Genomic DNA, 15,904 nt, shown 5'->3' with positions numbered 1-15,904 from the left:
AATGTGATCGTGTTGTAATGACTTTTTTCTCCAAAAAATATTTGAGAAGGTAAAGGCCAACGTTGTTAAATTATGATGATGACTTTAAAGATGCTTTAATTAATGTTTCTAAGGAAACATCGGGGCCACTTTTTTTCAAAACTGTCATGATATTTTTTTCAGCCTGAGCTTTAGTGAAGCCTAACGTAATCAAAGCTTGTAACGCCTCTTGTTTTAATTTATTGCTGTTTTGTACAAAGCCATGACCGGCTCCCTCAGGGACGGAAATACCTGACTTGGTTATTTTATCTTTAAGTTCCAATACAATTCTTTGTGCTGTTTTGGCTCCAATCCCCTTTACCCGTTGAATAGTAGGGTGATCGCCTTCACTTATGGCTTGTTGGAGCTCAGGTACGGACATGCTTGACAATATCATTAGTCCTGTATTGGCCCCTACACCTGAAATTGAGATCAAGTCTAAAAATGCCTTTTTTTCTGAGGCTTCAATAAAGCCATATAAGGTATGCGCATCTTCCTTGATATGGAGATAAGTATGAAGCATGACCTCTTCCTTATCGGCTATTTTACCATAAGTGTTTAATGATATTTTAACTTCATACCCAATTCCGTGTATGTCTATAATTACATGCGTGGGATCTTTAAACGCTAGTTTTCCTTTTAGGTAAGTAATCATTCAGTTTCTATGGTTTGAGCATCTACTACCGCAATGGCTATCATATTGACTATTTCTCTGATGGAACTACCCAACTGTAATATGTGAACAGATTTATTCATGCCCAAAAGTATAGGGCCTATGGCTTCAGCGTTACCAATTTCAGCGACCAATTTGTAAGCGATATTTCCAGAGGCAAGATCTGGGAAAATCAAGGTGTTTGCCTTGTTATTTATTAAGGCACTAAAAGGGTAATTTTCCTTTTGAATGCTTTCATCTAAAGCTACATTGGCTTGCATTTCTCCTTCGATGACTAAATCAGGATATTGCACTTTGGCTTTTTCGGTGGCCAATGCTGTTTTTAGTGGTACCGTTCCTTTGGCTGATCCAAAGTTGGAGTATGACAAAATTGCAATTTTTGGTTCTATATCAAAAAAGCGTACCCCGTTGGCAGTTTGCCCGATTATTTCAACCAGTTCGTCCGCACTTGGGTTTTCATTTACCGTGGTGTCTGCAAAAAAGAGCGGGCCTTTATCAGAGTTCATGATGTACATTCCTGCTACTTTGTTCACACCTTTTTTAACGCCAATTATTTGCAGCGAGGGGAGGATGGTTCGTGGGTAATCCTTGGTCAAGCCTGAAATTAGGGCGTCACCTTCACCTACTTCTACCATCATTGCGCCAAAGTAGTTTCGATCTTTCATGAGTTTTTTAGCCTCATACAAGGTCAAGCCTTTTCGCTTTCTTTTGTCATACAGTAATTGACCGTAATGCCTTAATTTTATTTTTTCTTCGTTAGGATCAATTACTATTATGTCTTCCAAATCAAGGGAGTTGGCCTGGATAAGTTTTTTGATTTTGCTCTTATTGCCAAGTAATATTGGGATACCTATTTTTTCATCCCGCATAATTTGAGCTGCCTTTAAAATTTTAGGGTTATCGGCTTCTGCAAATACCACTCGTTTAGGATCTTTTTTGGCTCTGGCAACTACGCGTGACATCAAGCGTTGGTCTATGCCAATTCTTTCCTGAAGGTCTAATTCATAAGCTTCCCAATCTTCAATATGGCTTTTGGCTACACCTGATTCCATGGCTGCTTTGGCTACAGCAGGAGCAATTGTGGTAATTAACCTTGGGTCCAATGGTTTGGGTATTAGGTAGGTTTTGCCAAACGCTAATTTAGCTTCTCCATATGCTTTGTTCACAATGTCAGGGACTGGTTCTTTAGCGAGGTTAGCGATTGCCAAAGCCGCAGCTAGCTTCATTTCTTCATTAATCCCTGTGGCCCTGACATCCAAAGCTCCTCTGAATATATAGGGAAAGCCAATCACATTGTTCACCTGGTTGGGATAATCTGAACGGCCGGTGGCCATAATGATATCCTTTCTTGCGGCCATTGCCTCTTCGTAACTGATTTCAGGAGTTGGATTGGCAAGTGCAAAAACTATGGGGTTTTTAGACATAGCTCTTATTTGGTCCTGATTAATAATGTTTCCAGCAGATAATCCTAAAAATACATCCGCTCCCTGAAGGGCTTCTGTGATAGTATAAATGTCTCTGTCTGTGGCGAACATTCCATGAATATCCGTAAGGTTTTCTCTATCTTTTCTTATAACCCCGTCAATGTCACACATGACCACGTTTTCTAACTTAACGCCAAGTTTGATATAGAACCTTGCGCAGGAAATAGCTGCTGCGCCTGCACCACTTACCACTAATTTAATGTTGCATATTTTTTTCCGGATCATTTCCAGCGCATTCAGTAAGGCCGCGCCTGATATTATGGCTGTACCATGTTGATCATCGTGCATAACCGGAATCTTCATTAATTCCTTAAGCCTTTTTTCGATGATAAAACATTCAGGTGCTTTGATGTCTTCTAGATTGATGCCTCCAAATGTAGGCTCTAAAGAGCGAATGGTTTGAATTAGCTTTTCAGGGTCATTCTCGTCTATTTCTAAATCAAAAACATCTATTCCAGCGAATTTTTTAAACAAAACGCCCTTACCTTCCATTACAGGCTTTGAAGCTGCTGGGCCAATGTTTCCTAGTCCTAAAACAGCTGTTCCATTTGAAATTACAGCCACTAAGTTTCCCTTAGCAGTATACTTGTAGACGTCTTCAGGATTGTGTTGTATCGCAGTACATGGTTCTGCAACCCCAGGGGAATAGGCCAGGGCCAAGTCCAGTTGGCTGGAAAGAGGTTTTGTAGGTACTACCTCTATTTTCCCTGGTTTCTTAAATTCATGATAATTTAATGCATCCTCTTTTCTTATCTTCATTGCGTAAGGGAAAATAATTAGCTGTTTTTATGAAATTTATTCTTCTGCCAATTTGAATTTGGTAGCTTGAAGAATGGTCTCAATCTCTCTTAATGAAGCTCTATGTGCCTCGTTTGGGTAATAGACGAATCCTTCCATATAGAAAATCATTCCTTTCTCTTCATCTACCACTGTATAGGATAAAAATGAGCCACCCATTGACAAGTTGTTCGTTTTCCAAGATCCACGCATTTCGGTGGAATATTGACCGTCAATTCTGATGTTTCTGAAAATTGGTGGTATCTGTTTTTCAGTAACTATGAAGGATTCAGGTTTTTCAGGATCTCCAAAAATGGTATTTCTTGTGATTTCGTCCCTTAACTTAATAATGTTTTCTGGAAAAACCTGAGATTCGTCTTCATATGCAGTTTGATAAAAGAACACACTGATATCGGGTTTGTCTATTCTAGGAGTAGGTTGTCTGCACCAAATAAAGTTTTCCTCCTCCTTAACGAATTGATAAGAGGCGGGGAGACTGAGCTCTACACCGAATTTACCCTTTGCCAACTCAGATACTTCGCCATTTTTACGATTAAAAAGTGCAGCACTTAATATTTCTTTCTCTTTATTGGAAAAGAGGTTTTGCAACAATTGTTTGTTGGCTTCTATATTTTTGATAAGTTCTGTCTCATTTTCGCCAAATAAATACAGGACTTCCTGACCTACAGCAAACTCGTTTTGGTTTCTGAGCATAAACATCGAAGAATCTGCCTTACTTTTTTCAATGGACTCAGGTGTAAATTGATTGGCGATACTTCTGCTTCCGCCACTTCTATCATCAAATGTGGTGACAAATATAATATTAGAAGCCATCTTTAATATTCTTGTCATTTTTCTAGGATCCACCTTTCTCATGTAAAACATGGATTCCTCACGAATGATACCTTCGATATTGGATTCGAAAACATCCTTAAGGGCATCTCCTACTGGACCAGCATATTTTGTTGAATCAATTACTAATATGATTTCTCCTAGAGTACCCCTTGCTTTAGGCTTGTTGCTATCTGAATTTGCTCCAGTATTGCTTTCACAACCGGCAAAAATCAGAGCTGAAAATAAGGCTATAATGCAAAATCTTAAACTCATAATGGTTCGTTTATTTTTGTTCAAGCCTAATTTAGGGATATTTATTGCAACTTAAAAAACAATTAACAAATTAGTTTGAAAATTATCCGATGATCAATTTTTGACCAGGTTTAATTTGATTATTGTTCAGATTATTTAGTTTTTTAAGCTGATCAATGGTCACACCTTCTAGTTTTTTTGAAATTAGCCATAGCGAGTCCCCAGGTTGGACTGTGTACAATTTGCCGCCGTTGTTATTTGTAGAGATGGATTGAGTTGAGGCGAGATTTTTCTCGAAGTTGTCCTGGTCTTGGTGGATATGAAGTACCTGACCTATTTTGATCGTATTAGAATACAAACCATTCCAAGATTTAAGTTGATTTACTGAAACGCCATATTTCGCGGCAATTTTACCTAGTACATCGCCACTTCTCACCCTGTAGGTAGCGCTATGAAGTGGTTTCACAGGTTCTCTTTCGGGTAATTCAGCCAAGAACCTTTCAGTTTCGATTTTCAAAGAATCTTTAATCCATCCCTGATTTTCAGTGATGAATTTGTGTCCTGACTTTGGTACATTAATACTTATCGCTTTGCCGAAATCAGGGATTTTACTTTTCAACAAGGATGGATTTAAATATTCCAAGTCCTCAATGCAAAGCCCTGTATGTTTGGCCAGATTTTCTAGTGTATATTCTTTTCCCATATCCACTTTCTCATAGGCAACAGGATAGGAGGGCTCTTCCAATATTAGATTATGTTCTTCAGCATACCTCAAAACATACATGATGGCTTGAAATTGCGGGATATAGCTTCTGGTTTCGCGAGGCAAATACCTGTAAATTTCCCAAAATGTTCTTTTTCCTCCGGAGCGACGAATGGCCTTGTTCACATTTCCAGGACCACAATTATAAGCAGCTAATGCCAATTCCCAATTGTCGTACCTTCGGTTAAGGGCTTTGAGATAACGAATGGCTGCTTCAGTTGAAAGTTCTGGATCAAGTCTGTCATCCACATGACTGTTGTAGTAAAGCTTGAATTCTTTACCTGTTGCAGGCATAAATTGCCACAGTCCCATAGCTCCTACTCGAGATTTGGCCTTAGGATTCAGACCAGATTCAATTATGGATAGGTACTTAATGTCTTCAGGCATATTGTGTGCCGAAAGATAGGTATCAAACATAGGGAAGTACATGTCCTGTCTTTCAAGCACCATGCGGGTGTAATCTCTATTTCTTACCGTGAAATAATCAATGAAGGCAAAAATAGTTTCATTTAATTCAAAAGGCATATCGGTATCCATTTCTGCGATACGCTTTTCTACCTCCTCATAGGTAAAATCCGGTATATGCTCGTAGTCATAAAAAGGCATGACTGTCTCTTCCCCCATGGGGTTGACTGATACATTCAATGCTTTTTCCTGAGCTATTGCCACATGCCAAGTCGGTATGTACAATAGTAAAGTCACTACTAGAATATAGAATGATTTTAACCTCATAATTTATTTATTAAATGCTGCTGCAGTTAGATAATTGGCAAAAGCATATAACTCAGCTTCTTTAAAAGAATTGGCCATGATTTGAAGTCCTATAGGCAATCCATTATTGTCCTTTCCATTGGGTATTGAAATGGATGGGACACCGGAAACAGATGCTTGTACCGTAAACATATCCTCAAGATACATGGCTACCGGATCATTGGAATGTTCTCCAAATTTAAACGCCGTACTTGGGGTTGTTGGAAGTACAATATAATCATACTTGGTCAACAAGTCTTCCGTAAAGTCCTTTATTAACCGCCTTACCCTTTGGGCTTTAGTGAAATAAGCATCATAATAACTTGCACTCAAAACGAAAGTACCAAGCATTATCCTTCTTTTCACCTCATCTCCAAAGCCTTCTGACCTAGTCAGCTTGTACATGCTTTCTAAATTGTGGGCATTTGGCGTTCTATAACCATACTTGACACCGTCAAATCTTGAAAGGTTTGAACTTGCTTCAGCTGTAGTTAGGATATAATAAGTGGGAAGTACATAGTCCAGCAGTGGGAAGTTAACTTCTTCCACAGCATGTCCTTCTTCTTTTAACTTCTCTAAAACATTAAGCGTATTGGCTTTAATCTCAGGTTGCAAGGCTTCTGAGTCGACTGTTTCCTTTAGGTAAGCAATTTTTGCAGGTTTGTCAAAATGCAAAAGTTTACTGTAAGAGGGAACGGGCTTCCTTGAAGAAGTGCTATCATAATCATCAGGTCCAGCCATTGTCTCTAACACCAAGGCATTGTCTGTGATATTGTTTGAGAAAACGCCTATTGTGTCAAATGACGACGCATATGCGATAAGCCCAAATCTAGAAATCCTGGAATAGGTAGGTTTAAGACCGATTACTCCAGTGAAAGCTGCTGGTTGCCTGACAGATCCCCCTGTGTCAGTTCCTAAAGAAACAGTACAAAGATTTGCCTGTACAGCTACGGCAGATCCACCGGATGATCCACCTGGCACCCTGCTTTCGTCAATGGCATTAAGCACCTTCCCGTGAACAGAGTTCTCATTGGAAGATCCCATACCAAATTCATCGCAGTTAAGCCTTCCAATAATGATGGCATCCTGATCTATTAAACGCTGAACAGCAGTACCGGTAAATTGGGATTCAAAACCTTCCAGAATTTTACTGGAGGCGTTTGCTTCATGCTCATTGTAGCACAAAACATCCTTAATGCCTATTACCATCCCTGCCAGTTTTCCAGCCTTTCCAGAAGCTATTTTTTCATCTATTGCTGCTGCCTGCTCTAAAGCGGATTGGCTATAAACTTCAACGAAGGCGTTTAATTGCGCCTTCGTTTCAATGTTGCTTAAGTAGTATTTGACTATCGCTTTACAATCTGTTTCCTTTTTTTCCAGCGATTTTCTTATCTCATCGAATGAACGAAATTTTTCCAACGTATTATTTTTTTGCTTTCTTGTTGTCGTCTTTTAGCCCTTCTTCCAAATCGTCCTGAATCTCTTTGGTAGCGTCTTTAAATTCTCTGATACCTCTGCCCAGTCCTCTTGCCAATTCAGGTATTCTTTTTGCTCCAAAAAGAAGGATAACTACCAGTACGATGACCACTAATGATCCTCCTCCGATATTTTGTATAAAACCCAATGTATTCATGATTCGATTATTTTGATTTTGAAATTATTACAAATATATGATAGTGCTTTATTAACGCAAAGGAATTAAAGCATGTTGTATTTAATTTTTTGTAAATATATTAAAATTTAGTGATTATTTACTAGAAAGCCAAATGCTTGGGTTCATTACTTCCAGGCCTTTCCAGGTTTGAAAATGGAGTTCAGAATATCCATCCTCATCTGAATATACGTGGCCAATGACTGTTTCGGATTGAACCTCTTCACCAGATTTTACATCAATGGTTTTTAGCCTGCTATACATGGTATAAAAATCACCATGCTTAATGATAATAGTGCCCCCCATTCCTGGTACAGTGGTGATTTTGGTTACAATGCCAGGAAAGACAGATTTGACTGGTGCGTTATTAGTGGTTTGAATGTCTATGCCGTCATTGGTTTCAGAAATGCCCTTTAAGGTAGGGTGGGGGTAGGTGCCATATTTTTTTGAGATGAATCCACTCTCAACAGGCCAAGGTATATTTCCTTTATTACTGGCAAATGAAGCAGATAGTTTTTTTACCTGCGGCGTATTTGGCAGTTTTTTGGTTTTTGGACTTTCATTTCTTGGTGTCTCAGTAGTTTTTTCTGCGGCTTTAGCAAGTCTGATTTCTTCAGCAATTACATTTTTAATCAACTTATTGAGTTCTGCCTGTTGTTTTTTCGTAGCCGCTATTTCTTTTTTAACTTCCTCTTCCTTTTGGCTTAATGTATTCACCATTCTTTGTTGCTCTGTTTTGAGCTGGTCCAATTCTTTTTTCTGTTCTTGCTCTTGGGTGAGCACTGTTATTTGCTCCTGCTTTTGTAACTCTAACGCTTCTTGTTTGCCAGCCAGTTCTATGCTAACCTTTTCCATTTGTTCCACTTGCTTTTTTCGTGCATCACTGTACTGCTTTAGGTATTTTAGTCGCATGTAGAACTGCTTAAAGGTCGCAGAAGAAAAAATGAAAGTGATTAGATTTACACCCTGATTTAATTTGTACGAAGTGTATACCATTTGGGCATATTCCTCCTTGAGTAAATCTAGTTCATCCCTTAACTTTTTTATTTGGGTGGAGGTTTCTTTTATCTCGTTATTTACAAGTTTGAGCTCCTTGTTGATGGTTGCAATGAATTTTTCTCGTTCCTCGAGTTTTTGATTTACTGCCCTTAACTCACTTACAGAAACTTTCTTTTCATCCGTAGTTTTTCTCAAAACAAGATCGAATTCCCTAAGCCTTTTTTGAATGGCTGATTTTTCCTTCTCTAACTTAGCTCTGTCTGCCGTAATTTGTGCTGTCAGAAAAGAAGTTGTGCTTAATCCTAAAGTTAAAAATAGGATTAGCCCTAAAACCCTAGCTTGGCTTAATTGATTAAAAATTGTATGGGAAATTAAGTGGGTCATCCGTCAGTTCTACTTTGATCATCTCTACATTTAAGAAAAAATTACTTTTTGGCCGCTCTGGCAAGCTCAGCACCATTTTAATAATGGCTTGATAAGGGAAAGGCTGGTTGGATACATCTCTGAAGTCCATATAGGAAGCTTCCAAACTACCACTTCTGGTTTGTGAAGCGATACTCTTCAGTTGGGTTACTTTTCCATGTCCCGCATCGATGGAGGTTTCATAAGTGATATTTTCTCGCTCCTGCTTTAATACAAAAGTTTTACCGACCCTAATTAACCTGTCTCTATAACTGAATTCGTGGGGGAGGTTAGCGAAAAGCAAATTCTGAAATAAGGAAAAGGACAAAGGCACTCCATATTTTTTCTGAAACTCAGCGTAATCCATGTCGATCTTTTGACCGTTTATTCGGTCTCGAATCTTAATTCTATCTGTACTGATATACCCCCTAAGCGCTTCTATTCCTAACCCGGGAGACATGTTAAACCATATAACACTGTCTTTTTTTGCTCTTAAGTTGAGTACCCCTTTTGTGATTTTCCCATCTTGTTCTTCTAAGGTTATTCTACCTTTTGCAGACAAGTAGTTAAAATCGAGGTAATTAGGTTGAAACTCATCCATCGCCTTATCGGTAGTGTAAGACATGGGTTTTCTTGCACAAGACCAAAGCATCACTACTCCAAGGAGGTAGGTAAATAATTTAGCTTTACTCATAGTATGTTTTATTTTTGATTTTAAGTGTCAAAAATTCTGATGTATCCTCCAAAGCCATGGCCTTTTTCCAATAGTCCATGGCCACCTTTTTCTCCCCGATTTTAAACATGATGTCTCCATAATGCTCAAACATCACTCCGCTAGGTTTTGTCTCTATTTCTAAAGCTTTTTCCATAAATGGCCGAGCTTCCTCGAATTTATTCTGCTGAAACAAAACCCAGGCATGTGTGTCTAGATAAGTCGCATTGTTGGGGAATTTTTTCACCAATTTAAGCGACATGTTATATGCTTTTTCAAGGTCTTTTTTTTCTAAAGAAAGAAAGTAGGCATAATTATTCAGTATATGTTCATTATTGGCATTTTGAGCCAAAACTTCGTCGTATATTTCAAATGCCCTTTCCTTTTCCTCCAAGCCAAAAAGCACATCTCCTAGTTGAGAATTGGCCATTAGGGTCAATTGCGGATTTGCATCATTATTGAGCTTTAAAGATGCTTCAAGGGATTTTTTGGCAGCTTCATTTTCTTTGTTTGCAGATTGAGCAGTACCCAGGTAAAACCAAAACTCAGCTGTTTCTTGAAAATTCTCAGTTGCCATGAGCGCCATTTCAGCTATTTCATCAAAAGGTACCTGGTTTTCAAACATCAAAGGTATCAATTGCTGGAATAATTTTTCGTTTGTAGGAGCAATTTTAGCGGCCCTTGTATAAAAATCAATGGCTTCATTGAATTCTTTTAACTGTAATTTCCAGTCTCCTAAAGCGATTAGGCTATTCGGATTGTTAAGATGGAAAGCTTCCATTGGTTTGGAAAGACTATCTAGTAATTGGTCTCTTGCAGAATTTTGGATTTGTGACAAGATAGCTGAAAATGCTTCGGCCTTCACCTCTCCTTCTAAATCAGGATTCGAAAAGGCCTCTTTTAGGTATTCGTTTGCTTGTTCAAATTCATTTCTTTCCTTGTAAAGTTTATATGCCGCCATTTTTACATCTGGCTGGTTGGGGTATGAAGACAAGGTGGTTAGTACCAGTTCCAAGGCCTGATTGGCTTTGTTATTGTTGAAAAGTACATCTACCAGAGAAAGTACAAATCTTGAATTACCAGGGTGGGCTTCAATAAGTTTTTCACCTTCCTTTATGGCCATTTCCAAGTTGTTCTCCTTCAGGTAAATCCGCTGTTTTTGCGCTGTAAGTTGCTCTACTACACCAAAATATTCCTCTGCTTTGTTTAGCGCTTCCAGTGCTTTATCGAAATCTTGAAGCTTTAAATACATGGAAGCCAGGTCTAAAATATATTGCCTGTTATTCTCATCTTTAGCCATCAGATTTTCTAGAACTCCTGCTGCTTCTAATGTTTTATTTTGGCTATTGTATATTTCAGCTATCTGTAAATGGTAGTATTTATTGTCAGCATCTAACTCAAGAGCCCTTTGGCCGTAGCTCAATGCTTTGTCATATTGCTTGGCACGAACCATCATTTGTGAGAGTTTGAAATGAATAGCGCTTTCTTCTTCATCGTATTCCAAAGCCTTGATAAAATAAAAATAGGCTTTTTCATAATCTTCCAGCATGAGGTTTTTTTGCCCCTCAATAAATAGCCTGCTGGCCATTAGCTCCTTTTCTTTGGCTTTTCGTTCTTTTCTGCTCATTTTGCTTTGAGCAAAAGCATCCTCGTGGGAAATCCCCATTAGGAGTATTAAACTGAAAAACCAGATAAAAAAATTAATATTCAATTTATTCATGTTCATGCATGCTATAGGTTTATAGCTATTTAATAACCTAAACCTTCATTTTGACTAACGTGTAACGTGCTATACTTACCCAAGAGGATTGCGGACATCCGTCAGGGATAATGATTTATAGCTTATTTTCAAATATACAATTAACCCGTGCTTTTGGTTCATCTGATAGCTAACGCAAATAAAAAAGTTTGGGGCTTATTTTTTTAAATTATTTACCAGTGCTTCCGTAGCCACCAGCCCCCCTTTCGGTTTCAGAAAGTGATTCTTGCGGATTCCATTCTATTTGTTCATATCTGGCGATTACCATCTGTGCAATTCGTTCACCATCTTGAACAGTAAAGGTAGTGTCAGAATTATTAACCAACAAAACTTTTATTTCTCCTCGGTAATCTGCATCTATCGTGCCAGGGCTGTTGAGTACTGTAATGCCATGCTTGTATGCCAACCCACTTCTAGGTCTTATTTGTGCCTCAAAACCATCTGGTAATTCTATATATAGGCCGGTTCCAATTAGTTTCCTCTCCAGAGGATTTAATTGTATAGGCGCTGTTATTTCTGCGGTAAGGTCCAATCCTGCTGATAGTTTGGTTTGATAGGCAGGTAATGGATGCTTTGATTTATTGATGACGTTAATTTTCATGCTACTTTTTGAAAATAGTTTTTAATAAAGAAGATAGTTCCTTTTTTTCCATCAGGAAAATGAATCCACCATACAATAGGATGATAGAGAAGTGCAGAGTAAAATTCACAATCAGGGACCCTGTATCTAAAAGGAATCCTGCATAACTTAATACAAATGCAATCAACAGGTAGCTAATGTCTTTTTTTGTCTGATAGGGGATGGGGTAATATTTTTGTCCTATGAAATAGCAAAGCAAAACCATGACCAAATAACTCCCAAAAGTACTCAATGCCCCACCTATATAACCCAAAACGGGTACAAGTGTTAAAATGATGACTAAGGTAACAATGGCTCCTACCAATGTGATATAAAAACTATAACGTGTTTGGTCAGTAATTTTAAACCAGATACTTAAATTATAATATATCCCCAGTAGTAAATACCCCATCAGTAGGAGAGGCACCATTGGGAGCGCGGGTGCATAACCCTCATCCTGGAAAAACAATGCGCCAATCAATTTTAAATTAACTGCCACTGCCACCATCAGGAAGGTGCAAAAGATAATGAACCAGTGCATTACCCTTGCAAATATTAATGGGTTGTTTTTATTTTCAGATTGTTGAAAAAAAATGGGTTCCGCTGCATATTTGAAAGCCTGAATGATTAGACTCATAAGAATTGCCAACTTAAAATTGGCACCAAAAACTCCTCCGGCCTCTCTGGAAGTTAACTCAGGGTAAAATCCTTCAGGAAGCGCATATTCAAATAGCCCTCTGGAAAAAACTTCATTGATAACGCCTGCCAGTCCCATGAATAGCAGCGGAAGTGCATAATGCCACATCGGTTTTAGGATGGTGCGCTTTAATTGGAATTTCCATTGGCCTGCCAGTTTCCACAAGATTGGTAAAATCAGCAAGTTAGCCAGTAGGTTAGCCAATAAGATATAATCTACCCCCCAATCTGGATTGTACCATTCAGAAACCACGGGACGAAGCGCTTGCAAAATTTCTCCCTCAGCTATATGGTAGGCCACTACGATAAAGAGAATGTTAAAACCTACATTCAAAACGATATTAACCAACTTAAGAAGGGCGAAAGTCAAGGACTTGCCGTCCAGTCGCAAACGTGCAAATGGGAGGGCCATCAAAGCATCTATTGTCAAAATCATGGCTGCCCACTGAAACAAATGAGCCTTCCCATCATATTCAAATAGTAAACTTAGATTCTCTGCAAAAAGAAATAAAATTGCACCTAAGGATAGACCTACCACGGCAACCAACGATTGTGCATTTTGAAAGACAACCTTCGGGTCCAATCCCTTACCTGTAGAAAATCTAAAATAGGTAGTCTCCATGCCGAATGTAAAGATGACATTCAAAAATGCAATCATTGCATAAAGCATGGTAAATGAACCCAATTCTTCTTTTGGAAGATATCCCGTGTACAGTGGGACAAGTAAAAAATTAATCGATTTACCGAGAATACTACTTATGCCGTAGATGGCAGATTGCCCGGCTAATTTTTTTAACAGGCCCATAAATAAAGGGGCTTACTCCCCTTTAAAATTAGGTTTCCTTTTTTCGAGAAAGGCATTGGTTCCTTCCCTGTAGTCTTCGGATTTTACGCATCTGGCGAAGCTATTGGCTTCGATTTGATAACCGTTTTCATCGCTGGCATAAACAGCATTGACACAGTCGACTATCATACCGATGGACAATGGTGCTTTGCTCATTATTTTCTTTAAAATCTCTTCAGCTTTGGCTATTGCATCTTCTTTTGAAGCTTCTACATGGTTTAGTAGCCCTAAGGATTTTGCCTCATTGACGTCTAGCATGTCCCCAGTCATCAGGATTTCAGTGGCCTTCGTTCTTCCGATAAGGTTGGTAAGTCTTTGAGTGCCTCCATATCCAGGGATAATCCCTAAATTCACCTCCGGTTGCCCAAATTTGGCATTCGACGTTGCGATTCTCATGTGGCAGGCAATAGCCAATTCACATCCCCCTCCCAGTGCATAACCATTGACTACGGCTATTACAGGTTTATGACAAGATTCAATATTATCAAAAACTTCCTGACCAAATTCAGCAAACTTTCTTGCATTGAGTTCGTTGAGCTCTGAAATTTCATTGATATCAGCACCAGCAACAAAGGCCTTTTCTCCTGCTCCCGTAATGATCACACCTCTTATTGATTTGTTATCATTCACCTCGTTGAAAATGTTTTTCAATTCTTCTAAGGTGCTGAAATTTAAGGCGTTGAGCTTGGTCTCTCTGCTGATGGTAAGATAAAGTATTCCGTCTTTAGTCTCTGAAAGAATATTTTTTTGTTCAGCCATTCCAATTCTTCAATGTTAAGGCCCAAATATACGAGGTGCCTGATCAATCACAAAAGATTCGGTTAAAAAACATACATTCGCGAAAAAGCCACCTTTCATAATCAAGCTATAAAATTGTATTTTAAATAATTATAAAATCATTTAATAATTGAAAAGGTGTTTTAAATATTTTGTATAAAAGGATTTTCGGGACCTTTTCTAAAAGTGATATCAGAACCCGTCTTATGGTTTTAAGTCCTTTCAAGGAGAGCACTTTTTTGTATAGGGATTGGTATTGACTGAATAAACCCTTTTTTAGATTCAAAATGGCTATTAATTCTCAGGTTAAATCGATTGTATGTCAATATTTTCTATTTTTGTATTGAAGGTAAAAACATATTTAAAATTCAATCACTTACCACATGACCGAAAAAAAGAAAATTACAGTAGCATTTGGGGACGGCATTGGTCCGGAGATAATGAATGCAACCTTGTCAATTTTGGAAGCAGCAGGAGCAGCTATCGAACCGGATATTATAGAAATAGGTGAACAGGTATATTTAAAGGGGATAAGTTCGGGGATAGCATCAAGTGCATGGGACTCACTTAGAGAGACCAAAGTGTTCTTAAAATCCCCTATCACTACTCCTCAAGGAGGAGGGTTTAAGAGTCTGAATGTAACCACACGCAAGACTTTAGGCCTTTACGCTAATGTAAGGCCTTGTAAAGCCTACTCTCCCTTTATTCATACGCATTTCCCTAAAACAGATTTGGTAATTATCAGGGAAAATGAAGAAGATCTTTATGCTGGTATAGAACACAGACAAACGGATGAGGTTTTTCAATGTTTAAAACTGATTTCGAGACCGGGTAGTGAGAAGATCGTCAGGTATGCTTTTGAATATGCCCGCATGAACAAGCGGAAGAAAGTCACTTGCATGACCAAGGACAACATCATGAAAATGACAGATGGTATTTTTCATCAGGTGTTTAATGAGGTGGCCAAGGAGTATCCAGACATTGAAACAGATCATAAAATTATAGATATAGCAACGGCACTTATTGCTGACAGTCCTGAAATATTTGATGTGATTGTTACCCTGAACCTTTATGGTGACATAATTTCAGACGTAGCTGCACAAGTAACAGGTTCCGTTGGTCTTGGAGGATCAGCCAATGTGGGAGAAGACGTGGCCATGTTTGAAGCCATACATGGATCTGCACCTGATATTGCAGGTATGGACATTGCGAACCCTTCTGGTTTGTTAAATGGAGCGATCATGATGCTGGTGCATATCGGTCAGCCAGAGGTGGCTCAAAAGATCAGTAATGCATGGATGGCTACCCTAGAAGATGGCCTTCATACTGGAGATATTTTTCAAGACGGGATAAGTACCAAAAGAGTAGGTACTCAGGAATTTGCTGAGGCAGTGATCGCTAGATTGGGAAAAGAACCTAAAAGTATGAAAAAAGCGGTTTTTGCTAAGGCTGAGCGAAGTGAAGCCGAGATAAAGAAGGCATTGGCCATCAAACCAAGAAAAGCTGCTGATAAAGTATTGATAGGGCTGGATGTATTTATTGACTGGAAAGAAGGAAATAGAGATCCAAATGTCATGGGAGATAAACTTAGAACAGTTAATGCTGATGGATTGAAGATGCAACTCGTCACCAATAGAGGTGTGCGCGTGTACCCTGATGGAATGAAAGAGACATTTTGTTCTGATCACTGGAGAGTGAGGTTCCTTGATGCTGATGATAAAAGCATTACTCATGGTCAAACCATTGAAGTGCTGAAACAAGTGGAAGCTCTTGGTTTTGACTTTATCAAAACAGAGCACCTTTACACCTTCGATGGTGAAAGAGGTTTCTCACTGGCGCAGGGCGAATAATTAATTTTTATCATTCAAGCAGGATTGTCATTTCCTGCTTGATT

General features: G+C 38.7%; 13 protein-coding genes. 1 reads left to right on the top strand and 12 read right to left on the bottom strand.

Annotation, left to right across the window (positions count from 1 at the left end):
- Nucleotides 1-70: 70 nt before the first annotated feature.
- The 12 genes from ruvA to AAC073_RS04945 all read right to left on the bottom strand — a co-directional run bounded on the left by ruvA (nucleotide 71) and on the right by AAC073_RS04945 (nucleotide 13,992).
- Nucleotides 71-673, bottom strand: coding sequence for a Holliday junction branch migration protein RuvA (ruvA, locus tag AAC073_RS05000; protein WP_339922745.1), 603 nt, complete (start codon nucleotides 671-673; stop codon nucleotides 71-73).
- Nucleotides 670-2,934 (bottom strand): NADP-dependent malic enzyme, encoded by a 2,265-nt coding sequence (locus tag AAC073_RS04995; protein WP_339922744.1) that lies wholly within the window; start codon nucleotides 2,932-2,934, stop codon nucleotides 670-672. The genes ruvA and AAC073_RS04995 overlap by 4 nt, the downstream gene beginning before the upstream one ends.
- Nucleotides 2,935-2,970: 36 nt before the next feature.
- Nucleotides 2,971-4,059, bottom strand: a complete 1,089-nt coding sequence (locus AAC073_RS04990) for a DUF4837 family protein (RefSeq protein ID WP_339922743.1) — start codon at nucleotides 4,057-4,059, stop codon at nucleotides 2,971-2,973.
- An 82-nt stretch (nucleotides 4,060-4,141) separates the two neighbouring features.
- Complete coding sequence (locus tag AAC073_RS04985) at nucleotides 4,142-5,533, bottom strand: LysM peptidoglycan-binding domain-containing protein (protein ID WP_339922742.1); 1,392 nt, start codon at nucleotides 5,531-5,533, stop codon at nucleotides 4,142-4,144.
- 3 nt (nucleotides 5,534-5,536) lie between these two features.
- On the bottom strand, nucleotides 5,537-6,970 hold the full coding sequence (gene gatA / locus AAC073_RS04980) for an Asp-tRNA(Asn)/Glu-tRNA(Gln) amidotransferase subunit GatA (protein WP_339922741.1): 1,434 nt from the start codon (nucleotides 6,968-6,970) through the stop codon (nucleotides 5,537-5,539).
- A 4-nt stretch (nucleotides 6,971-6,974) separates the two neighbouring features.
- Nucleotides 6,975-7,184: a twin-arginine translocase TatA/TatE family subunit gene (locus AAC073_RS04975; RefSeq protein ID WP_020888834.1), complete on the bottom strand. Its 210-nt coding sequence runs from the start codon at nucleotides 7,182-7,184 to the stop codon at nucleotides 6,975-6,977.
- Between the two features lie 114 nt (nucleotides 7,185-7,298).
- Complete coding sequence (locus AAC073_RS04970) at nucleotides 7,299-8,585, bottom strand: peptidoglycan DD-metalloendopeptidase family protein (protein WP_339922740.1); 1,287 nt, start codon at nucleotides 8,583-8,585, stop codon at nucleotides 7,299-7,301.
- Nucleotides 8,554-9,297, bottom strand: coding sequence for a DUF4292 domain-containing protein (locus AAC073_RS04965; protein ID WP_339922739.1), 744 nt, complete (start codon nucleotides 9,295-9,297; stop codon nucleotides 8,554-8,556). The genes AAC073_RS04970 and AAC073_RS04965 overlap by 32 nt, the downstream gene beginning before the upstream one ends.
- Nucleotides 9,290-11,041 carry a tetratricopeptide repeat protein gene (locus tag AAC073_RS04960; RefSeq protein ID WP_339922738.1) on the bottom strand — a complete coding sequence of 584 codons (1,752 nt, stop codon included), beginning with the start codon at nucleotides 11,039-11,041 and terminating at the stop codon, nucleotides 9,290-9,292. The genes AAC073_RS04965 and AAC073_RS04960 overlap by 8 nt, the downstream gene beginning before the upstream one ends.
- Nucleotides 11,042-11,243: 202 nt before the next feature.
- A complete protein-coding gene (gene dut / locus AAC073_RS04955) occupies nucleotides 11,244-11,675 on the bottom strand; it encodes a dUTP diphosphatase (protein ID WP_339922737.1) in 432 nt (143 codons plus the stop codon).
- A gap of 1 nt (nucleotide 11,676) precedes the next feature.
- Nucleotides 11,677-13,194, bottom strand: a complete 1,518-nt coding sequence (locus AAC073_RS04950) for a polysaccharide biosynthesis C-terminal domain-containing protein (RefSeq protein WP_339922736.1) — start codon at nucleotides 13,192-13,194, stop codon at nucleotides 11,677-11,679.
- 12 nt (nucleotides 13,195-13,206) lie between these two features.
- Nucleotides 13,207-13,992, bottom strand: a complete 786-nt coding sequence (locus AAC073_RS04945; RefSeq protein WP_339922735.1) for an enoyl-CoA hydratase-related protein — start codon at nucleotides 13,990-13,992, stop codon at nucleotides 13,207-13,209.
- 401 nt (nucleotides 13,993-14,393) lie between these two features.
- Here AAC073_RS04945 and AAC073_RS04940 point away from each other — a divergent pair, with 401 nt between their 5' ends.
- On the top strand, nucleotides 14,394-15,860 hold the full coding sequence (locus AAC073_RS04940; protein WP_339922734.1) for an NADP-dependent isocitrate dehydrogenase: 1,467 nt from the start codon (nucleotides 14,394-14,396) through the stop codon (nucleotides 15,858-15,860).
- The last annotated feature ends 44 nt before the right edge of the window (nucleotides 15,861-15,904 follow it).

Origin of the sequence: uncultured Cyclobacterium sp., from assembly GCF_963977555.1 — a bacterium.
Classification (GTDB): domain Bacteria; phylum Bacteroidota; class Bacteroidia; order Cytophagales; family Cyclobacteriaceae; genus Cyclobacterium.
Note: the sequence above shows the minus strand (reverse complement) of the source record. Positions and strands in the feature narration are given on the sequence as shown.